The organism is Pedobacter psychrodurus, from assembly GCF_004331735.1.
GTDB lineage: Bacteria > Bacteroidota > Bacteroidia > Sphingobacteriales > Sphingobacteriaceae > Pedobacter > Pedobacter psychrodurus.
Map to the genome: position 1 here is coordinate 124,375 of NZ_SJSO01000008.1, position 20,458 is coordinate 144,832.

Consider the following 20,458-nt stretch of genomic DNA (forward strand, 5'->3'; position numbering starts at 1 on the left):
AATGAGAAGGCTAATTACAATAATATTTTTGGTCTGTACGGTTTCTGCATTGGCACAGAAACAAAAAACCTATTGCAACCCAATTAATGTTGATTATGGATATACACCCTTCGAATCTTTTACCGAATGGGGTAAACACCGCGCAACTGCCGATCCGGTGATTGTAAATTATAAGGGAGATTTCTATCTTTTTAGTACGAACCAGTGGGGTTATTGGCATAGTGCTGATATGCTGAACTGGAAATTCCACGAAAGAAAATTTCTTCGCCCATGGAACAAAACAAAAGATGAATTATGTGCACCAGGCGTAGGCATTGTTGGCGATACCATGGTGGTTTTTGGAAGTACCTATACTAAAAACTTTACGTTGTGGGGAAGTACCGACCCCAAAGGGAACAAATGGTTTCCACTGGTCGATTCCCTAGAAATTGGTGGCTGGGATCCGTCCTTTTTTACCGATGACGATGGCAAATTTTACATGTACAACGGAAGTAGCAATAACTACCCTATGTACGGCGTAGAATTAGATCGTAAAACTTTTCAGCCTAAAGGCACCCGCACACCAATGTATTTGCTTCAAAGCTGGCGATATGGCTGGCAGCGTTTTGGTGAATACATGGACGATACTTTTCTCGATCCTTTTTCCGAAGGCGCATGGATGACCAAACACAATGGCAAATATTACTTTCAATATGGAGCACCGGGAACCGAATTTAGCGGTTACTCTGATGGAGTGGTGGTTGGAACCAAACCTTTATTTTACGATAGTCCGTCTACCCCACAATCTGACCCTTTAAGCTATAAAGGCGGTGGATTTTCGCGGGGTGCAGGGCATGGCGCAACGTTTCAGGATAACAGTAAAAATTACTGGCACATTTCTACCAGCATTATTTGTGTAAAAAATACCTGGGAGCGCAGAATGGGTATCTGGCCAACTGGTTTTGATAAGAACGATGTGATGTGGACGAATACCGCCTTTGGCGATTACCCACTCTATTTACCTTCCGAAAGAAAAGAAGGTGCTCCGGCTGGCCCAGGCTGGATGCTCATCAACTATAAAAAACCAGTAACTGTTTCTTCTACATTAGGAAGCTTTAATGCAAACAATGCCGTTGATGAAAGTATTAAAACCTATTGGAGTGCCAAAACCGCAAATAATGGCGAATGGATCCAGACCGATCTGGGTAGCCTCGCAACAGTGAACGCCATCCAGATTAACTATGCCGATCAGGATGCCGAATTTATAGGTAAACAGACCGGGATTTATCATCAGTACAAAGTTCTATCCTCAACCGATGGAAAAAAGTGGACTAGCCTGGTTGATAAAAGCCAGAACAAAACCGATGTTCCGCATGACTACATCGAACTCCAAAAGCCAGTTAAAACAAGATTCATCAAAATGGTAAACATCCACATGCCTACAGGGAAATTCGCTATTAGCGGCTTACGTGTTTTCGGTAATGGAAACGGAGAAAAACCAACAAAAGTTAAAAACTTGATTGTACTGAGAACAGAAAAAGATAAACGCAGCGCTTACATCAAATGGGAACCCGTTGATAATGCATTTGCCTATAATCTTTACTATGGTACAGCGCCAGATAAGCTATACAACTGCATCATGATCCACGATTTTAACGAGTATTGGTTCAAAGCAATGGACAGCCAAAAAGCATACTATTTTGCTATTGAAGCGATAAATGAGAATGGGGTATCGGTAAAAACCGAAGTGAAGAAAGTTGAATAATAAAAAAAAATAAAACACATATAATGAAGAGAGCGAATATCCTGGTTGTTTTTTTAACCCTGCTTGTACTGAACGGATCAGCACAAACCAAAAAACCTGTTTCGGCAGAAGATGTGAAGATGAATACCTTCATCAGCAAGCTCATGGCGAAAATGACCGTTGATGAAAAAATTGGTCAACTGAATTTGCCAAGTTCTGGCGATATCACCACCGGACAGGCCAATAGCAGCGACATTTCTAAAAAAATTAAAGACGGACAGGTTGGTGGTTTATTTAACATTAAAGGAGTAGATAAGATAAAAGCGGTTCAAAAGATTGCAGTAGAAAACAGTAGAATGAAAATTCCTTTGCTTTTTGGAATGGATGTGATCCACGGATACAACACCGTTTTCCCCATTCCTTTAGGGATGAGTTGTGTATGGGACATGAATACTGTACAAAAATCGGCAAGGGTTGCTGCAATAGAAGCCAGTGCGAGTGGCATTAACTGGACTTTCTCTCCTATGGTTGATATTTCAAGAGATCCGCGTTGGGGCCGCATCTCTGAGGGAAGTGGAGAGGATGCTTATTTAGGTTCGCAGATCGCCGCAGCTATGGTAAAAGGCTATCAAGGTAAACTTCAGGCCAATAACGAAATTTTAGCCTGTGTAAAACACTATGCCCTTTATGGCGCTGCCGAAGCCGGTAGAGACTATAATACTACCGATATGAGCAAAGTGCGCATGTACAACGAATATTTCCCACCATACAAAGCCGCAGTTGATGCTGGTGCAGCCAGCATAATGGCTTCTTTTAACGAGGTTGATGGCATTCCCGCAACTGGAAGTAAATGGTTAATGACTGATGTTTTACGCAAACAGTGGGGCTTTAAAGGTTTTGTGGTAACCGATTACACAGGTATTCCTGAAATGATTGCACACGGTATGGGCGATCTACAAACTGTTTCTGCCCTGGCTTTAAATGCTGGTATCGATATGGATATGGTGGGCGAAGGCTTTTTAGGCACTTTAAAAAAATCATTGGCCGAGAAAAAAGTTGGCATAGCACAGATAGACAGGGCTTGCCGATTAGTACTTCAGGCCAAATACAAACTGGGTTTATTTACTGACCCCTATAAATTCTGTAACGCAGAAAGAGCAGAAAAAGAGGTTTTTAGTCCGGCTAACCGCCAGGTTGCACGCGAAATTGCTGCTGAAAGTTTTGTGCTATTGAAAAACAACAACAATGTACTTCCGTTAAAAAAATCAGGTACAATTGGTTTAATTGGTCCATTGGCCGATAATACGGCCAACATGTACGGCACCTGGAGTGTTGCTGCCCTATTTGATAAATCGGTAACCGTGCTTCAGGGTTTAAAAAATGTACTGGGTGATAAAGCGAAGATTTTAACCGCACGTGGTGCCAATTTTCTCGCTGATTCTACCATGGAACACCGTTATGTAAACATCCACAACCCGACATACAAACGCGACCCACGAACTGAGGCCGAAATGATTAAAGAAGCTTTAGAAGTTGCTAAAAAATCGGATGTTATTGTGGCTACCATCGGCGAGGGGTCTGAGTTTACAGGCGAAAGCAGCAGTGTAACCGATATCCAGATTCCCGAGACACAGAAAAACCTGTTAAAAGCTTTAGCTAAAACTGGCAAGCCAATAGTATTGGTGTTATTTACAGGCCGCCCGTTGGCATTGAATTGGGAACAGGAAAATATCCCCGCCATTTTAAATGTTTGGTTTCCCGGTAGTGAAGCAGGAAATGCAATTGCCGATGTGCTTTTTGGCGATGTTAATCCTTCGGGTAAATTGAGTGCAACTTTCCCACAAAACGTGGGTCAGGTACCATTGTATTATGCACATAAAAATACTGGCCGCCCCTTGGCAGAAGGTAAATGGTTCGAAAAATTCCGTTCCAACTATTTAGACGTAAGCAACGATCCATTATATCCATTTGGTTTTGGCTTAAGCTATACATCATTTAATTATAGTGATGTTAAACTGAGTTCAAATGCATTAACCAAAGGGAAATCGATCACAGCATCGGTTACTTTAAGCAATACAGGCAAATATGAGGGCAAAGAGGTTGTTCAATTATACATTCAAGATCTTGTTGGAAGCATTACCCGCCCGGTTAAAGAGCTAAAAGGCTTTCAAAAAGTGAATTTAAAAGCTGGAGAAAGTAAAACCGTCACTTTTAATATTTCTGAAAACGATCTTAAATTTTACAATGCTGATCTAAAATTCGTAGCAGAACCCGGCGATTTCAAAGTATTTATTGGTACAAATTCACGCGACGTAAAAGAAGCATCTTTTACGCTGAAATAAAGACAATTAGGTTTGGTTATGAACCCTGAGCTATTGTAAAATAGCCAGGGTTTTCTATTTTTGTTAAATGAAGAAGATTATTCTAACTATCTGCATTCTTTTTTCTGTACTCTTTTTAAACGCTCAAGACTTAAAAAAATACGACAGGGGAAGCTTTATAAAAGGAAAGGATTCTATTTACTATAGGATTTTATTTCCTGAGAATTTTAATCCCGACCAAAAATACCCGATCATCTTCTTCCTCCATGGAAGCGGCGAAAGAGGTAATGATAACGCTAGCCAACTGGTGCATGGTGGAAAATTGTTTTTAAAGAATGATTTACGCAAAAATTTCCCTGCTATTGTTGTTTTTCCACAATGCCCATCAAACGATTTTTGGGCGAATGCAAACTTTGAAAAAGATGCCAAAGGCAAAAGGAGAATAAGTTTTGTTGAGGGCGGTAAACCAACCAAAATTATGCACGCCTTGCAGGGAATGGTTAAAAACTTCCTTAATAAACCTTACGTTAATAAAGAACAGGTGTATGTAGGCGGTTTATCTATGGGTGCAATGGGCACTTACGAACTGCTAAGAAGAGAGCGCCGTAAATTTGCCGCAGCTATTGCCATCTGTGGTGGAGACAATACCAACAACATTAAAAAATATCAAAAAATACCCCTTTGGATTTTTCATGGTGCAAAAGATGATGTTGTTGATCCTGTATTTTCGATTGCCATTGCCGAACGTTTGAAAACTGTTGGCGATGAAGTAAAATTTACCCTGTATCCAAATGCAAACCACAATAGCTGGGATAGTGCATTTGCAGAACCAGAATTATTATCGTGGCTGTTTTCGCATAAGAAATAATAGAACGGTCCGTCATACTGAACTTTGTTTCAGTATCTATCTTGCAAGACCCTGAAATAAATCCGATAGCTATCGGATCAGGGTGACGATCAGAGATAAAAGAATTAGAAAAGCAGGATTCGGTATCCTATCCGCTCCGAAAGCCCTGCCGTCCACTTTATCCCGACTTTACGTCGGGATGCTCGCTTTTGTCAGGTTTAACTTACCCGGGTTAACCTATTTATTAACCTAGACCCGACAAAATGGAAAGCCCGCAGGTTGAGGAACGATGCCGAGGACTTGAAGTGATGGCGGGACTGCTGTAACAGAAACGCAGTGGTCTTGCTCTTCAAAAAAACAAAAATTACAAAAAAGGGCTTAAAGAAAAATCTTTAAGCCCTTGTAAATTATTCAATTGCTATTACTCAGCCATATTATGGTAAACCGCCTGCACATCATCATCTTCCTCTAATTTGTCGATCAATTTCAAAACATCAGCAGCCTGCTCTTCAGTAACCTCGTGGTGAGATAAAGCAATGCGCTCTAACTTCGAGCTTTTTAATTCAATGCCTTTTTCTTCCAGTGCTTTCTGTAAAGAACCAAAGTTTTCAAAAGCACCCTGTGCAACGGCTATATCATTTCCTTCTTCATCAGCCTCTACATAAAGTTCCTCTAAACCAGCATCGATTAATTCGAATTCCAATTCTTCAAGATCCAAGCCTTCGGTAGCTGCAAAACGAAAAATTGATTTACGGTTAAAAACAAAGTCTAACGATCCGGTTTTACCCAAAGAACCATCAGTTTTGTTAAAATAACTACGAACGTTTGCTACGGTACGGTTGGTATTATCAGTAGCTGTTTCAATTAAAACGGCAACACCGTGTGGCGCATAACCTTCGTATACAATTTCTTCGTAGTTGGCCATCGATTTATCAGAAGCACGTTTAATTGCTGCCTCTACCCTATCTTTTGGCATATTTACCGCTTTTGCATTTTGCATAGCCGTACGTAAACGCGAGTTAGTTTCTGGATGAGGTCCGGATTCCTTCACTGCCATTACAATATCTTTACCAATACGCGTGAACTGGACCGCCATTTTGGCCCAACGCTTAAATTTTCTCTCTTTTCTAAATTCGAATGCTCTTCCCATTTTTCGAGTATTGAGATATAAGATTTGAGATATGAGAGCTTATGCCTTCAACCTTCAAACCCTCTACCTTTATATTATTTTTTTAAATTATTTAACATATCTGCTGTCAGTTTCGATAAATCGAACTCTGGTTTCCATCCCCAATCTTTTGCAGCATAGTTATCGTCGATAGAACGTGGCCAGCTATTTGCAATTTGCTGACGAGGATCGTTAGCGGCGTAAGTTAATGTAAAATCTGGAATATGTTTTCTGATTTCGGCGGCTAAAACCTCTGGTGTAAAACTTACCCCGCCAAAATTATAACTGCTACGCACCGAAATCTGATCAGCTGGTGCATCCATTAGTTCAATGGTTCCACGGATAGCATCGTCCATATACATCATTGGCAACTCCGTTTCTGCATTTAAGAAACTCTGGTAACTGCCTTTTTTCAACGCATCGTGAAAAATGTGGATCGCATAATCTGTTGTACCACCACCCGGAGCAGCTTTCCAGCTGATTAATCCTGGATAACGGATACTCCGCACATCCAATCCGTATTTTTGGTTATAATATTCGCACCAGCGCTCACCTGCCAGTTTACTAATGCCGTAAACCGTATTCGGATCCATTACACAATATTGTGAGGTATTATCTTTTGGCGAATTTGGACCAAATACAGCGATAGAACTTGGCCAATATACTTTTGCTGTTTTATATTCTAAAGCTAAATCTAAAACATTCAATAAGCCGTTCATATTTAAATCCCAGGCCAATTTTGGATTTTGCTCTCCTGTAGCCGATAATAAAGCCGCTAAAAGGTAAACCTGTGTTGGTTTGTATTTATGGAATATGCCATTGATCATTTCTTTATCCAGCACATTCACAAATTCAAACGGTGCAGAGTTTTTGATATCATAATCTGGCCTGCGGATATCGCATGCAACAACATGATCATCGCCATATATTTTACGTAACATGGTTACCAACTCGGTACCAATTTGCCCGTTAGAGCCTAAAACAACAATTTTTTCTTGCATAATTTTTTTGAGATTGAGCAAAGGTAAAAAAATGAGATAAAAGGCAATAAAATATTTATACTTAGTGTATAACTTCAGTTGTTATTATCAACATAATTATTAAATCATGTTAACTCAAATCTATAATCCTAAAACTTTCAACCTTCAATTTCTCCAGATATAAGCCCTTAATTTTAGCCATTTAAATATGCTGAGTTAAACACTTTAAAAGTGTATAACCAAAAGCTATAATTACTTCAAAAAAAATCTGCTATAGGCCGATTTTCTCCTTAAAAAATGTGCGTTTCGGAATTTATTAGTAAATAATACACTCACCTACACTAAATGTACTTTTTACACCAAGTTAAATCGATACAAAAACCTAATCAGAACAGCAATAGAGCAATAAAAACATACTTATTTAGAATAATTATTCGGAGTAACAATCGCGTTGCGTATCAATAATTTAACTGTAAAAACTTAATCTTTCCGTTATATTTTTTCTAATATTACTAATTCAACACATATATAACCAATATATAAAATCATAAAGACGATGCACAGAAGAGAAGCACTCAAAAACGTTGCATTTTTGCTGGGAGGAGCAATCTCAGCAAGTACAATGGGCGTTTTATTTGAAAGTTTTACGCTCCCCGAAAACGAAAAAAACTTCGTCCTCTATTCGCTAGAAGACGAAAAGATTTTTGCTGAATTTGCTGATATTATTGTACCAACTACCAAATCATCTGCAGGAGCCAAAGCTGCAGGCTTAGGGAAGTTTATCCCGATGATGATGAAAGATTGTTACCCTGCCACCATGCAAACCTCATTTGCGCAGGGATTTAAAGATCTTCAGACTAAATCAATGAAAGATTTTGGAAAAAGTTATGTCACTTTAACACCAGCCGACCGTAAAAAATTAATGATCGATTTAAGGGCCATCGCGCTTGCACAAAAAGAAAGCAAATCGGAAGAAAACAAAGATTTAGCTTACTTTTTTATCACCGCAAGAGATTTAACCTTACTCGGTTATTATTCTTCAGAAATTGGTTGCACTAAAGCACGTGAATATGTGCTTATTCCGGGCCGATATGATGGCAATGCGCCATTAAAACCAGGTCAAAAATCTTGGGCAACCTAATTTCTAACCACAACTACAAAACATCATGAATTTAAATACAAATTTAAAAGCAGAAAATACTTACGATGCTATTGTTATAGGATCGGGGATTAGTGGCGGCTGGGCTGCAAAAGAACTTACCGAGAAGGGTTTACGCGTGTTGATGCTCGAAAGGGGAATGAACATTGAGCACATTACCGGTTACGAAACCGCAATGAAAAATCCTTGGGATTTTAAACATGCCGGAAAACTTACCGAAGAGCAAAAACGTACCCACCCCGTACAAAAAAGAGATTACCCATACCAGGAAGCAAACGAAAAATGGTGGGTAAACGATTTAGAATGTCCATATACCGAAGATAAACGTTTTGATTGGTACCGCGGTTTCCACGTTGGTGGTAAATCTTTAATGTGGGGTCGCCAAAGTTATCGTTTTAGCGATCATAACTTTGAGGATAACAAAAAGGATGGCCATGGAAATGATTGGCCAATTCGGTACGCCGAACTTTCTCCTTGGTATGATTATGCAGAACGATTTGCTGGAATTAGTGGTTCAAAAGAAAATTGGCCAACCTGTCCAGATGGTGAATTTCTACCCCCAATGGATTTAAACATTGTAGAAAAATCGGTAAAGGCCCGCGTTGAAGAGCATTATAAAAAAGAACGTATCATTATGATTGGCCGTGTTGCCAATCTTACTGTTCCACATAAAGGCCGTGGCAATTGCCAGTACAGGAACTTATGTAGCCGCGGTTGTCCTTTTGGCGCTTATTTCAGTACGCAGTCTTCTACCCTACCTGCGGCGATGGCAACAAAAAGATTAACGGTTAGACCATACTCAATCGTAAATCATATCATTTACGATAAAGACACCAAAAAAGCAAAAGGTGTAATGGTAATTGATGCTGAAACCAACAAAACGATGGAATTTTATGCTAAAATCGTTTTTGTAAACGGTTCAACTTTAGGCTCAACTTTCGTTTTATTAAACTCAACTTCTGAGGCTCATCCAAATGGATTGGGTAATGGAAGTGGTCAGCTAGGCCATAACCTAATGGATCATCATTTCCGTTGTGGAGCAAATGGAGAAGCAGAGGGCTTTGAAGATAAATATACTTATGGTCGTCGTGCAAACGGAATTTACGTACCAAGATATCAAAACATCGGCAACGATAAACGCGATTATTTGCGTGGTTTCGGTTATCAGGGCGGCGCAAGCAGAAGCAATTGGCAAAATGATGTTGCCGAGTTATCATTTGGTGCAGATCTGAAACAAAAAATGACTACCCCAGGAAAATGGACCATGGGATTAGGCGGTTTTGGAGAAATGTTACCTTATTATGAAAACAAGGTTTACATAGATAAAACCAAAAAAGATAAATGGGGACAGCCTGTATTGGCAATTGATTGCGAATACAAAGAAAATGAGAAAAAAATGCGTGTGGATATGATGAACGATGCTGCCGAAATGTTAGAAAAAGCAGGCTTGAAAAACATCAAAACATTTGACAATGGCTGTTATCCAGGCATGGCCATCCATGAACAAGGAACGGCAAGAATGGGTAACGATCCAAAAACTTCGGTACTGAACAAATGGAACCAGATGCACGAAGTAAATAACGTTTTCGTAACTGATGGATCTTGTATGCCATCAATTGCTTGCCAAAACCCATCGTTGACGTTTATGGCTTTAACTGCCCGTGCTTGCGATTACGCTGTAAAAGAATTAAAGAAAAAGAACATCTAGACAAGGTAAAAGGTGTAGGGTTTAAGGTATAAGGGAAATCGCCCTAAGCCTTACACCTTACACCTCACGCCTTTTACAAAAATGAAAAGAAAATTAAGAATGGGCATGATAGGCGGTGGAAAAGACGCTTTTATCGGTGCCGTACACCGTTTGGCTGCCAATATGGATGGCCTTATTGAATTATCTGCCGGAGCTTTAAGTGTAAATCCTGAAATTGGCTACGAATCTGGAAAACTCCTTTTTCTTCCAGATAACAGAATTTACACCAATTACGAAGAAATGCTGACCAAGGAAAGTGAATTGCCAGCAGATGAAAGAATCGACTTTGTAACTATCGTTACCCCAAACTTTGCCCACTTTGCTCCTGCAATGATGGCTCTTGATAAAGGTTTTAACGTGGTGATTGAAAAACCAATGACTTTAACTTTAGAAGAAGCAAAACAGCTTAAAGCGAAAGTAGAAGAAACGGGTTTAACACTGTGTTTAACGCACACATACTCTGGTTACCCAATGGTTAAACAGGCCAAGCAAATGGTTAGCGAAGGTGCTTTGGGTGCAATCAGAAAAATTATAGTTGAATATCCTCAAGGCTGGTTAAGCACCCTTTCAGAACGCGAAGGAAATGCACAAGCTGCTTGGCGCACTGACCCATCTAAAACTGGGAAAAGCGGAAGCATGGGTGATATTGGTACACATGCCGCACACTTAGCAGAATATATTTCTGGTTTAAAAATCACTAAAATCTGTGCCGACTTAAGCATTGTTGTTCCAGGTAGAGCTATTGATGATGATGGAAACGTATTGTTAAAATTCGATAATGGTGCCAACGGTGTTCTTGTAGCATCGCAAATTGCAGCCGGAGAAGAAAATGCATTGAAAATTAAAGTTTATGGCGAAAAAGGTGGCATGGAATGGCACCAAATGGAACCTAATACTTTAATTGTAAAATGGTTAAATGCACCTGCTCAGATTTACAGAACAGGCAATAGTTATATGGGTAGTTTCGCTCAGCACAATACCCGTACGCCAGGCGGCCACCCAGAAGGTTACTTAGAAGCATTTGCAAATATTTATAAAAACTTTGCATTAACAGTAGATGCGAAGTTGAATAACGAACAACCTACTGCTGCCATGTTAGACTTTCCAAGTACTGAAGATGGAATTAGAGGAATGGCGTTTATAGAAAACGTAGTGACCTCTAGCCAATCAGATCAAAAGTGGTTAGATTATAAATTATAACAATCAAGCATGACAACGATAAAAGGACCAGCAGTATTTTTAGCACAATTTATAAGCGATGAAGCCCCATTTAACTCTCTTGACAGCATTTGTAAATGGGCAGCGGGATTAGGTTTTAAAGGTATCCAGATGCCAACCTTGGATACAAGATTTATCGATCTTCAAAAGGCTGCTGAAAGCAAAACCTATGCTGATGAACTGAAAGGAAAAATCGCTTCTTATGGTTTAGAAATTACTGAACTTTCTACACACTTACAAGGTCAATTGGTTGCGGTACACCCTGCTTACGACGATCTCTTTGATGCCTTTGCACCAAAAGAAGTACACAAAAACCCAAAAGCAAGAACAGAATGGGCTGTGCAACAAATGAAATATGCTGCTAAAGCCTCTCAAAACTTAGGTTTAAATGCACATGCTACATTTAGTGGTTCATTATTGTGGCAATATTTCCACCCCTGGCCACAACGCCCAGCCGGATTGGTTGAAGAAGGTTTTGCAGAATTGGCAAAACGCTGGACCCCCATCTTAAACGAATTCGACCAATGTGGCGTTGATGTTTGCTACGAAATACACCCAGGCGAAGATTTATTTGATGGCGAAACATACGAAATGTTCCTCGCTGCAGTAAATAATCATCCTCGGGCATGCTTATTGTATGATCCATCACACTTTGTACTGCAACAATTGGATTACATTCAATACATCGATTTTTACCATGAACGCATTAAAGCATTCCACGTTAAAGATGCAGAATTTAACCCTACAGGCAAACAAGGTACTTTTGGTGGATACCAGAGTTGGGCAAACCGTGCTGGTCGTTACCGCTCACCAGGTGATGGACAGGTTGACTTTAAAACCATTTTTAGTAAATTGGCACAATATGATTTTAAAGGTTGGGCCGTTATGGAATGGGAATGCTGTATCAAAAACCAGCAAGATGGTGCCCGTGAAGGTGCAGAATTTATAAAAAAGAATATCATTAATGTAACCGATAAAGCATTCGACGATTTTGCAGCATCGGGTAGTGATAGCGCTTTCAATAAAAGAATATTAGGATTATAACAATAACAACACACACACAACAAATGAAAAAAACATTTTTAATTTTAGGCGCTGTAGTCATTTTTATGGCGTCGTTTTCAAAAGCAGATTTAACGAGAGAGAAAACGGTAGTTGCAACGGCAACAGTTGCCAATCACGCTGCCCTTCAATCAAATCCAGGAGAAAAACTGATCAACAAATCAGACTGCCTAGGTTGTCACAACAAGACCAACAAAATTATTGGCCCTGCATATGTGGAAATTGCAAAAAAATATCCGGCTACCGAGAAAAACATCAACATGTTAGCTGATAAGATTATTAAAGGTGGAACCGGAGTTTGGGGCAATATGCCGATGACCGCTCACGCTACACTTAAAAAAGATGATGCAAAATTAATGGTAAAGTATATATTATCTTTAAAGAAAAAATAATCGAACCCAGTTAGCAAATCGATTTACTATATGAAAACAGAGCAAGAAAATAAAAACACGAGTAACCGCCGTGATTTTATTAAGACCACAGCTATTGCCGCTGCTGCATTTATGATCGTGCCCCGCCACGTTTTAGGTGGACCTGGTTATTTAGCACCAAGCGATAGGTTATTGGTTGCCGGCATTGGTGTTGGCGGAAAAGGCCAAAGCGATTTAAGTATGTTTTACAAAAGCGGAAAAGCAGACATTGCTTTTTTATGCGATGTAGACGATCGCCGTGCAGCAAATAGTGTTAAAGCTTTCCCTAAAGCAAAATACTATAAAGATTGGCGCGAAATGTTAGATAAGGAACATAAAAATTTCGATGCAGTGTCTGTTTCTACTCCTGATCATAACCATGCCATCCAGGCTTTAGCAGCTATGCAATTGGGCAAACACGTTTATGTGCAAAAGCCTTTAACACATGATATTTATGAGGCGCGTATTCTAACCGCAGCAGCAAAAAAATATAAGGTGGTAACCCAAATGGGAAATCAAGGTGCATCTAACGATGGTCCCCGCCAAATGAAAGAATGGTATGAAGCTGGTTTAATTGGCGATGTACATACTGTTTACGCATGGACTGATAGACCAGTTTGGCCGCAAGGCATTCCTCGCCCTACAAAAAAAGCCGAAATCCCGGCAGAATTAGATTGGAACTTATGGTTAGGTACTGCACCTGAAAAAGATTTTATAGATAAATTGGTTCCTTTTAACTGGCGTGGCTGGTGGGATTATGGCACTGGTGCCTTGGGCGATATGGGCTGTCATTTAATCGAAGCTCCATTTAGCGTATTAAATTTAAAATATGCAAAAGAAGTAGAGGCAAGTGTAGGCTCTGTTTATGTAGATGAATTTAAACGCGGTTATTTCCCTGAAAGCTGTCCTCCATCAAGTCATGTTACCTTAAAATTCCCCAAAACAAATAAAACCAAAGGTGATGTTACCTTACACTGGATGGACGGTGGTATTCAACCAGAACGCCCTGAAGAATTAGAAGCAAACGAAACTTTTGGCGATGGTGGTAATGGTACCTTGTTTATAGGAACTAAAGGTAAAATGATGTCTGAAACTTATAGCGCAAACCCGAAATTATTGCCTTTAAGTAAAAACAAGGACATTAAGGTTGCACCAAAATACACTCGCGTACCAGATGGCGCAAATGGGCACTATAAACAATGGGTTGAAGCTGCAATTGCGGGTTATGGCAAGCAAGAAGTAAGTTCGCCTTTCGAAATTGCTGGTCCACTAACAGAAGCTTTACTGATGGCGAATTTGGCAATCAGAAGTTTCGATATCCAAAAAACGGTAAACGGTAAGATTACTTACCCAGGCAGGTACACTAAAATGCTTTGGGATAACGACAATATGAAAGTTACCAATTTTGACGAAGCAAACCAGTTTGTAAAACGCGAGTATCGTAAAGGCTGGAATAATTTAACGCTTTAATTAATAAGTATATTCGTCATTGCGAGGTACGAAGCAATCCTAAAACGGGCAAAAGGTTTAATCTATCTTTTATCTAACATTCAGACTGCTTCGTACCTCGCAGTGACGACAATTAAAAAAACATGAAAAAAATCTTTCTTTCAGCTTGCATCTTGTTAAGCTTAACACAAATATCTAAAGCTCAAAAGGGCTTTAAACCACTCTTTGATGGTAAAACAACAACGGGTTGGCATACTTATAATAAAACTACAGTGGGTAGTGCCTGGCAGGTTCAGGATGGCGCGCTGCATTTAGATTTAGCTACCAAAGGTAAAGATGGTGGCGGCGATTTAGTTACCGATAAAGAATACGGCAATTTCCATTTAAAATATGAGTGGAAAGTGGCTCCTAAAGCAAATAGTGGTTTAATTTTTTATGTTCACGAAGAACCTAAATTCCATGCTACCTATTCTACAGGTTTAGAAATGCAGGTTATTGATAATGATGGCCACCCAGACGGAAAAATCACTAAACACCGTGCCGGCGATTTGTACGATCTGGTAAAAAGTTCATCAGAACCTGTTAAAGCTGTTGGCGAATGGAATAAAGCAGAAATCATTAGCAAAAAGGGCAAATTAACATTAATTTTAAACGGTGCTGAAGTGGTAAAAACTACCCTTTGGGATGATAACTGGAAAAAGATTGTTGCAGGTAGCAAATTTGCAACATGGGAAAACTGGGGATCTTTTAAAACCGGCAAAATTGCCTTACAAGATCACGGAGATGAAGTTTGGTACAAAAACATCTCTATTAAAGAACTATAACTGAGGTTGAAGGCGTAAGGTAGGAGGCTGAAGGTTTCCTTCCTTTCGCTTAACCAGACATTTAAGTTAAAAAGCGGGAAAGCATAAAGTTTATCCGCTTTCGCATTAACCTTACACCCTATACCTCTAACCTTAAACCTTATATAAACCAAATGAATAGCACTACTCGCTTTAAACTCTCTGCCATGATGTTCCTGGAATTTTTTATCTGGGGCGCCTGGTTTGTAACCATGGGTACTTACCTAGGTAAAAATCTATTAGCAAACGATGTACAAATCGGCTCAGCCTATAGTACACAATCATTGGGCGCCATAATTGCGCCATTTATCATCGGATTAATTGCAGATAAATTTTTCTCTGCACAAAAAGTATTAGGTGTATTACATTTAGTTGGAGGGGCACTTTTATGGGTTGCAGGAACGTCTTTAAATTTTGACAGTTTTTTCCCATTCATTTTAGGATATATGATTGCTTACATGCCAACTTTAGCATTAGTGAACTCAATTTCGTTCAAACAAATGAAAGATCCAGGGAAAGAATTTCCTTCAATCAGGGTATTCGGAACAATTGGATGGATTATTGCCGGATTGGTAATTGGATGGTTAAACTGGGAACAGAGCGGCAATTTAATATTTACGTTTAAAATGGCATCCGTTGCTTCAATCATTCTAGGATTGTTAAGTTTCTTTTTACCGGACACTCCTCCAGTTAAAAAAGGTGAAAAAACAACTTTTGGCGAGATCATTGGCTTAGATGCAATAGGCTTGTTAAAAAACAAATCATATCTATTATTCTTCTTAGCATCTGTTGCTATCTGTATTCCACTAGCATTCTATTACAATTTTACCAATCCATTTCTTAATGAAGTTGGAATGAAGGGTGCAGCAGGAGTTCAATCATTAGGGCAAGTCTCTGAAACCCTGTTTATGTTATTAATGCCTTTATTCTTTGCTCGGCTTGGTGTGAAAAAAATGCTTGCAATTGGTATGATTGCATGGGTAGTTCGTTACCTTTTCTTTGCATTTGGAAATGCAGATTCAAACTACTGGATGCTGATTGGTGGAATTGTTCTACATGGCATTTGCTATGACTTTTTCTTTGTTACCGGACAAATTTACACAGACAGATTAGCTGGAGAAAAATTCAAAAGTGCTGCTCAAGGTTTTATTACTTTGGCAACCTACGGTGTTGGTATGTTAATCGGCTCTATCATCTCAGGTATGGTAGTTAATAAATATGTTGTAGAAGGCGGCCATATTTGGCAAAGCATATGGATTATCCCAGCAGGTATAGCAGCATTAGTTGCGCTACTATTCTTATTATTCTTCAGTGATAAAAATAAACCAGTTACTGAAACTAACACTATATAATTATGTCTTCAAAACTGGATAGAAGAAATGCTTTAAAGAACATCATCGCAGGAACTGCTGCGATTGGTGTTTCTTCAGGATTTTCAGCATTAGCAATGGATAAATCAGAATCAGATCAGCCCCTAAGGCTGAAAGGAAATATTAATCATGCCGTTTGCCGTTGGTGCTTTAGCAGCCTCGATGTAGAAACACTTTGTATTGAAGCTAAAAAAATTGGTATTAAAGGCATTGATTTAGTTGGACCAAAAGATTGGCCGACTTTAAAAAAACACGGCTTAGAATCTACCATGTGCAATGGCGCTGAGCTTAATTTAGTGGACGGTTTTAACGACGAAAAATTCCACGATAAGTTAATTCAAAACTACACGGCAATGATTCCGCTTGTTGCAGAAGCTGGATATAAATACTTAATCTGTTTTAGCGGAAACCGTCGCGGTAAAGATGACGAAACCGGTTGGAACAATTGCGTTAAAGGATTGAAACAATTAATGCCATTGGCCGAAAAACACAATGTGGTTCTGGTAATGGAGTTGTTAAACAGTAAGCTCAACCATAAAGATTATCAATGTGACAGAACCTCGTGGGGGGCTGAACTTTGTAAACGTTTAGGATCTGAAAACTTTAAGTTGTTATACGATATCTATCACATGCAGATTGATGAAGGTGATGTGATCAGGAACATTAGGGATTACCACCAGTATATTGCGCATTACCATACAGCGGGTGTTCCAGGTAGAAATGAGATAGACGATACTCAGGAACTATATTACCCTGCAATAATGAAAGCCATTGCCGAAACCGGCTTTAAAGGTTTCGTAGCACAAGAATTTATACCTAAAAACGCAGATAAAATAGCCTCTTTAAAAAAGGCAGTTTCTATTTGCGACATCTAAAAACACACCTATGTTATCAAGAAGAAATTTTATATTAAATACGAGTATGGCTGCAGCGGCAGCACTTTTGGTTCCATCCTTCGCTTGTGTGGCTACCGATAAAAAATTAGTGGGTCTGCAATTATACTCTTTAAGGGATGAACTTCCGAAAGATGTAAAAGGAACATTAGCCAAAATAGCCAAAGCTGGCTTTAAAGAAGTTGAAACTTATGGTTTTTCTATAAAAGATCAATTTTGGGGCTTAACTCCTGTCGAATTTAAAAAATTGCTTGATGACAACGGATTAACTGCACCAAGCGGTCACTACGGCTTAGGTAGCTATTTAACCGATGGGAACACCGAAGAATTAAAAGCCGCAATTGCGGCAGCTAAGGTACTTGGAAGCGAATATGTAACCATTCCCTGGTTAGATGAAAGCATCAGAAAAAGTGCTGAGGACTACAAAAAAATTGCGGTTAAAATTAACGAGGCCGGAAAATTAACGAAAGAAGCTGGAATCAGGTTAGCTTACCACAATCACAATTTCGAATTCGAGAAACAAGGTGATACCACTGGTTACGAAATCCTGTTAAAAGAAACAGATAAAAATCTTGTTGATTTTGAACTTGATTTATATTGGGTTGTACGCTCAGGAAACGATCCGATCAAACTATTTAAAGAAAATCCAGGCCGTTTTACCATGTGGCATGTTAAAGATATGGATAAAGCAGATCCTGCGTTAAACGCAGAAGTAGGAACAGGCTCGATTAATTTCAAACCTATTTTTGCTGATGCAAAACTTTCGGGTATGAAACACTTCTTTGTAGAGCACGAAACCAATTACAAACCAAACCCAATGGAATCTGTTGCAGCAAGCTGTGCATATATTAAAAAAGAAATTATTTAAATTTAAGAGATGAATTCAAGAAGAACATTCTTAAAACAGGCAGGATTAGCTGCCGGAGCCGCATTGTTAATCCCATCATTTGCTTTTGATAAAGTAACAAAAAATGTTGGCTTGCAACTCTATACCTTACGCAATGAATTGCCAAAAGATGTAAAAGGCATCATCGAAAAAGTGGCACAGGCTGGTTATAAAGAGGTAGAAACCTATGGATTTTCTAACGGAAAATTTTGGGGCTTAACACCTAAAGAATTTAAAGCATTATTAAATGCAAACGGTTTAAAAGCGCCAAGTGGCCATTACCATATGGACGACTTTGTAAAAACCGGAAAAACAGATAGATTAAAAGCTGATATCGAATCTTCAGCAGCAATTGGTGGTAAATACTTTACCATTGCTGGTGCACACGTAGATATGAGCAAAGGTGTAGATGGCTTTAAGAAAACCGCTGATGATTTTAATAAGGTTGCCGAAATTGCAAAAGCATCTGGTTTAAAATTCGCCTACCACAACCACGATTTCGAATTTAAGAAATTAGGCGATACCACCGGTTACGATGTTTACTTAAGCGAAACCGATAAAAATCTGGTAAATTTCGAATTGGATTTATACTGGGTGGTACGCTCGGGTAACGATCCGTTAGCTTTGTTTAAAAAATACCCAGGCCGTTTCCCAATGTGGCACGTTAAAGATATGGACAAGGCCAAACCTGAATGGAATACCGAAGTTGGTAAAGGTTCTATTGATTTCAAAACCATTTTTGCTCAGGCAAAGTTATCTGGTATGCAGCATTTCTTTGTAGAGCACGAAACCAATTATCAACCTGATCCGGTTGGTTCGATCAAAACAAGCTGTGATTATATCAAAGCCAATTTGATATAAAACTTATCCAGACCTCGCAGTTTTTAAAACGGCGCAGCCCTCAATGAGGCCGTTAAAAACAACATTAACACCGAATTAAATCTGCGAGGTTTAAAAAAAGAATTTCTAATTGCAAACTGCAAACTGATATGGGCGTTACCCAAGCTACGCAAGGGTCGGGCTTTTCAGGGCTCCGCTTCGCTCCGGTACCAATGAAAAATTGGCACTGAACCCTTACAATCCCTAACGCAGACCTATTGCACTAAAAAGGATTTTTATGTTACAACGGCTGACTTAGGTTACTTAAACCTGCTTTCCAAAACAAAGAACAACAATTTTTAGTGTGTTTTTTTACTGCCCAAAACTTTATACTCCGAGCCGTATTATCTATCGAAAAATTAAGATTTAAAATATTAAAAGCAAATTTAATTGGTAACAATGGGGATATAAGCTTAATTTTTAGCATATTTGGGCTTATATCAAATGTTTAATAATATAATTAAAATTTAAAATGAAAGTAGCAGTAGTAGGTGCCACCGGATTGGTAGGCACTGTCATGTTAAAAGTATTGGAGGAAAGAAATTTCCCTTTAACAGAGTTGATTCCCGTAGCATCAGAAAAGAGTGTTGGTAAGGAAATTACTTTTAAGGGTAAGAAGTTCCCAATTGTTAGCATGGATACTGCAATCAGCATGAAACCAGATATCGCTTTGTTTTCTGCAGGTGGAAACACTTCATTGGAGCATGCTCCACGTTTTAAAGAAGCCGGAACAACCGTTATCGATAACTCTTCTGCATGGAGAATGGATCCTGCAATTAAATTAATTGTACCAGAAGTTAATGCACACGAACTTTCTATCGATAACAAAATCATCGCTAATCCAAACTGTTCTACCATTCAGATGGTGGTGGTTTTAAAACCTTTACACGATAAATATAAAATTAAACGTGTTGTGGTTTCTACTTACCAATCGGTTACCGGTACAGGCGTAAAAGCGGTTGAACAGTTAATGAATGAACGTAAAGGTATTGATGGCCCGAAAGCTTATCCATACGAAATTGACTTGAATGTTCTTCCTCATATTGATGTTTTCATGGAAAACGGATATACCAAAGAAGAAATGAAAATGGTTAAGGAAACGAACAAAATCATGAGCGACGATAGCATTAAAGTTACCGCTACAACTGTTCGTATCCCGGTTATGGGTGGTCACTCAGAATCAGTGAACATCGAGTTCGAAAATGATTTCGATTTAGCTGAAGTGCGCAGTATTTTAGAAAAATCACCTGGCATTATCGTTGTTGATGATGTGGCCAATTTAAAATACCCAATGCCGAAAGATGCACATGAAAAAGATGAGGTTTTTGTAGGCCGTATCCGTAGGGATGAATCGGCTCCTAAAGCTTTAAACCTTTGGATTGTTGCCGATAACTTACGCAAAGGCGCTGCAACCAATGCAGTTCAGATTGCCGAATATCTAATTCAGAAAGAATTAGTTTAATCAATAAATTCAAGAAAGTTCCCCGATGTAAAATCGGGGAAC

The 20,458-nt window shown here is 39.1% G+C and carries 17 protein-coding genes; 15 read left to right on the forward strand and 2 right to left on the reverse strand.

What is annotated here, in order from left to right:
* Position 1: 1 nt before the first annotated feature.
* From EZ456_RS12190 to EZ456_RS12200, 3 genes are all read left to right on the forward strand, one after another.
* Positions 2–1,744, forward strand: coding sequence for a discoidin domain-containing protein (locus EZ456_RS12190; protein WP_131530508.1), 1,743 nt, complete (start codon positions 2–4; stop codon positions 1,742–1,744).
* Positions 1,745–1,767: 23 nt separating this feature from the next.
* On the forward strand, positions 1,768–4,065 hold the full coding sequence (bglX, locus tag EZ456_RS12195; RefSeq protein ID WP_131530510.1) for a beta-glucosidase BglX: 2,298 nt from the start codon (positions 1,768–1,770) through the stop codon (positions 4,063–4,065).
* A 67-nt stretch (positions 4,066–4,132) separates the two neighbouring features.
* Positions 4,133–4,912: a carboxylesterase family protein gene (locus EZ456_RS12200; RefSeq protein WP_131530512.1), complete on the forward strand. Its 780-nt coding sequence runs from the start codon at positions 4,133–4,135 to the stop codon at positions 4,910–4,912.
* A gap of 400 nt (positions 4,913–5,312) precedes the next feature.
* Here the strand turns inward: EZ456_RS12200 and EZ456_RS12205 are convergent, their stop codons facing one another.
* Positions 5,313–6,041: a YebC/PmpR family DNA-binding transcriptional regulator gene (locus tag EZ456_RS12205; protein ID WP_131530514.1), complete on the reverse strand. Its 729-nt coding sequence runs from the start codon at positions 6,039–6,041 to the stop codon at positions 5,313–5,315.
* 74 nt (positions 6,042–6,115) lie between these two features.
* Complete coding sequence (locus tag EZ456_RS12210) at positions 6,116–7,060, reverse strand: NAD-dependent epimerase/dehydratase family protein (protein ID WP_131530516.1); 945 nt, start codon at positions 7,058–7,060, stop codon at positions 6,116–6,118.
* Positions 7,061–7,595: 535 nt separating this feature from the next.
* On the opposite strand from EZ456_RS12210, the gene EZ456_RS12215 reads away from it, so the two are divergent.
* The 12 genes from EZ456_RS12215 to EZ456_RS12270 all read left to right on the forward strand — a co-directional run bounded on the left by EZ456_RS12215 (position 7,596) and on the right by EZ456_RS12270 (position 20,416).
* The gene (locus EZ456_RS12215; RefSeq protein WP_131530518.1) at positions 7,596–8,180 is read left to right on the forward strand and encodes a gluconate 2-dehydrogenase subunit 3 family protein; all 585 of its coding nucleotides are present in this window, start codon (positions 7,596–7,598) and stop codon (positions 8,178–8,180) included.
* 25 nt (positions 8,181–8,205) lie between these two features.
* The gene (locus EZ456_RS12220; protein WP_205945078.1) at positions 8,206–9,906 is read left to right on the forward strand and encodes a GMC oxidoreductase; all 1,701 of its coding nucleotides are present in this window, start codon (positions 8,206–8,208) and stop codon (positions 9,904–9,906) included.
* A gap of 81 nt (positions 9,907–9,987) precedes the next feature.
* Entirely contained in the window at positions 9,988–11,145 is a 1,158-nt protein-coding gene (locus EZ456_RS12225) for a Gfo/Idh/MocA family protein (protein WP_131530522.1), read from the forward strand.
* A 9-nt stretch (positions 11,146–11,154) separates the two neighbouring features.
* Entirely contained in the window at positions 11,155–12,207 is a 1,053-nt protein-coding gene (locus tag EZ456_RS12230; protein WP_131530524.1) for a sugar phosphate isomerase/epimerase family protein, read from the forward strand.
* Between the two features lie 23 nt (positions 12,208–12,230).
* Complete coding sequence (locus tag EZ456_RS12235) at positions 12,231–12,617, forward strand: c-type cytochrome (protein WP_131530525.1); 387 nt, start codon at positions 12,231–12,233, stop codon at positions 12,615–12,617.
* Positions 12,618–12,647: 30 nt separating this feature from the next.
* Positions 12,648–14,105 (forward strand): Gfo/Idh/MocA family protein, encoded by a 1,458-nt coding sequence (locus EZ456_RS12240; RefSeq protein ID WP_131530526.1) that lies wholly within the window; start codon positions 12,648–12,650, stop codon positions 14,103–14,105.
* A 122-nt stretch (positions 14,106–14,227) separates the two neighbouring features.
* Positions 14,228–14,908 (forward strand): 3-keto-disaccharide hydrolase, encoded by a 681-nt coding sequence (locus EZ456_RS12245; protein ID WP_131530527.1) that lies wholly within the window; start codon positions 14,228–14,230, stop codon positions 14,906–14,908.
* A 152-nt stretch (positions 14,909–15,060) separates the two neighbouring features.
* On the forward strand, positions 15,061–16,278 hold the full coding sequence (locus EZ456_RS12250; protein ID WP_131530528.1) for a nucleoside permease: 1,218 nt from the start codon (positions 15,061–15,063) through the stop codon (positions 16,276–16,278).
* 2 nt (positions 16,279–16,280) lie between these two features.
* A complete protein-coding gene (locus tag EZ456_RS12255) occupies positions 16,281–17,171 on the forward strand; it encodes a hydroxypyruvate isomerase family protein (RefSeq protein ID WP_131530529.1) in 891 nt (296 codons plus the stop codon).
* Positions 17,172–17,181: 10 nt separating this feature from the next.
* Positions 17,182–18,057: a sugar phosphate isomerase/epimerase family protein gene (locus EZ456_RS12260; protein WP_131530530.1), complete on the forward strand. Its 876-nt coding sequence runs from the start codon at positions 17,182–17,184 to the stop codon at positions 18,055–18,057.
* A 9-nt stretch (positions 18,058–18,066) separates the two neighbouring features.
* Positions 18,067–18,936 carry a sugar phosphate isomerase/epimerase family protein gene (locus tag EZ456_RS12265; protein WP_131530531.1) on the forward strand — a complete coding sequence of 290 codons (870 nt, stop codon included), beginning with the start codon at positions 18,067–18,069 and terminating at the stop codon, positions 18,934–18,936.
* Positions 18,937–19,426: 490 nt separating this feature from the next.
* The gene (locus EZ456_RS12270) at positions 19,427–20,416 is read left to right on the forward strand and encodes an aspartate-semialdehyde dehydrogenase (protein ID WP_131530532.1); all 990 of its coding nucleotides are present in this window, start codon (positions 19,427–19,429) and stop codon (positions 20,414–20,416) included.
* The last annotated feature ends 42 nt before the right edge of the window (positions 20,417–20,458 follow it).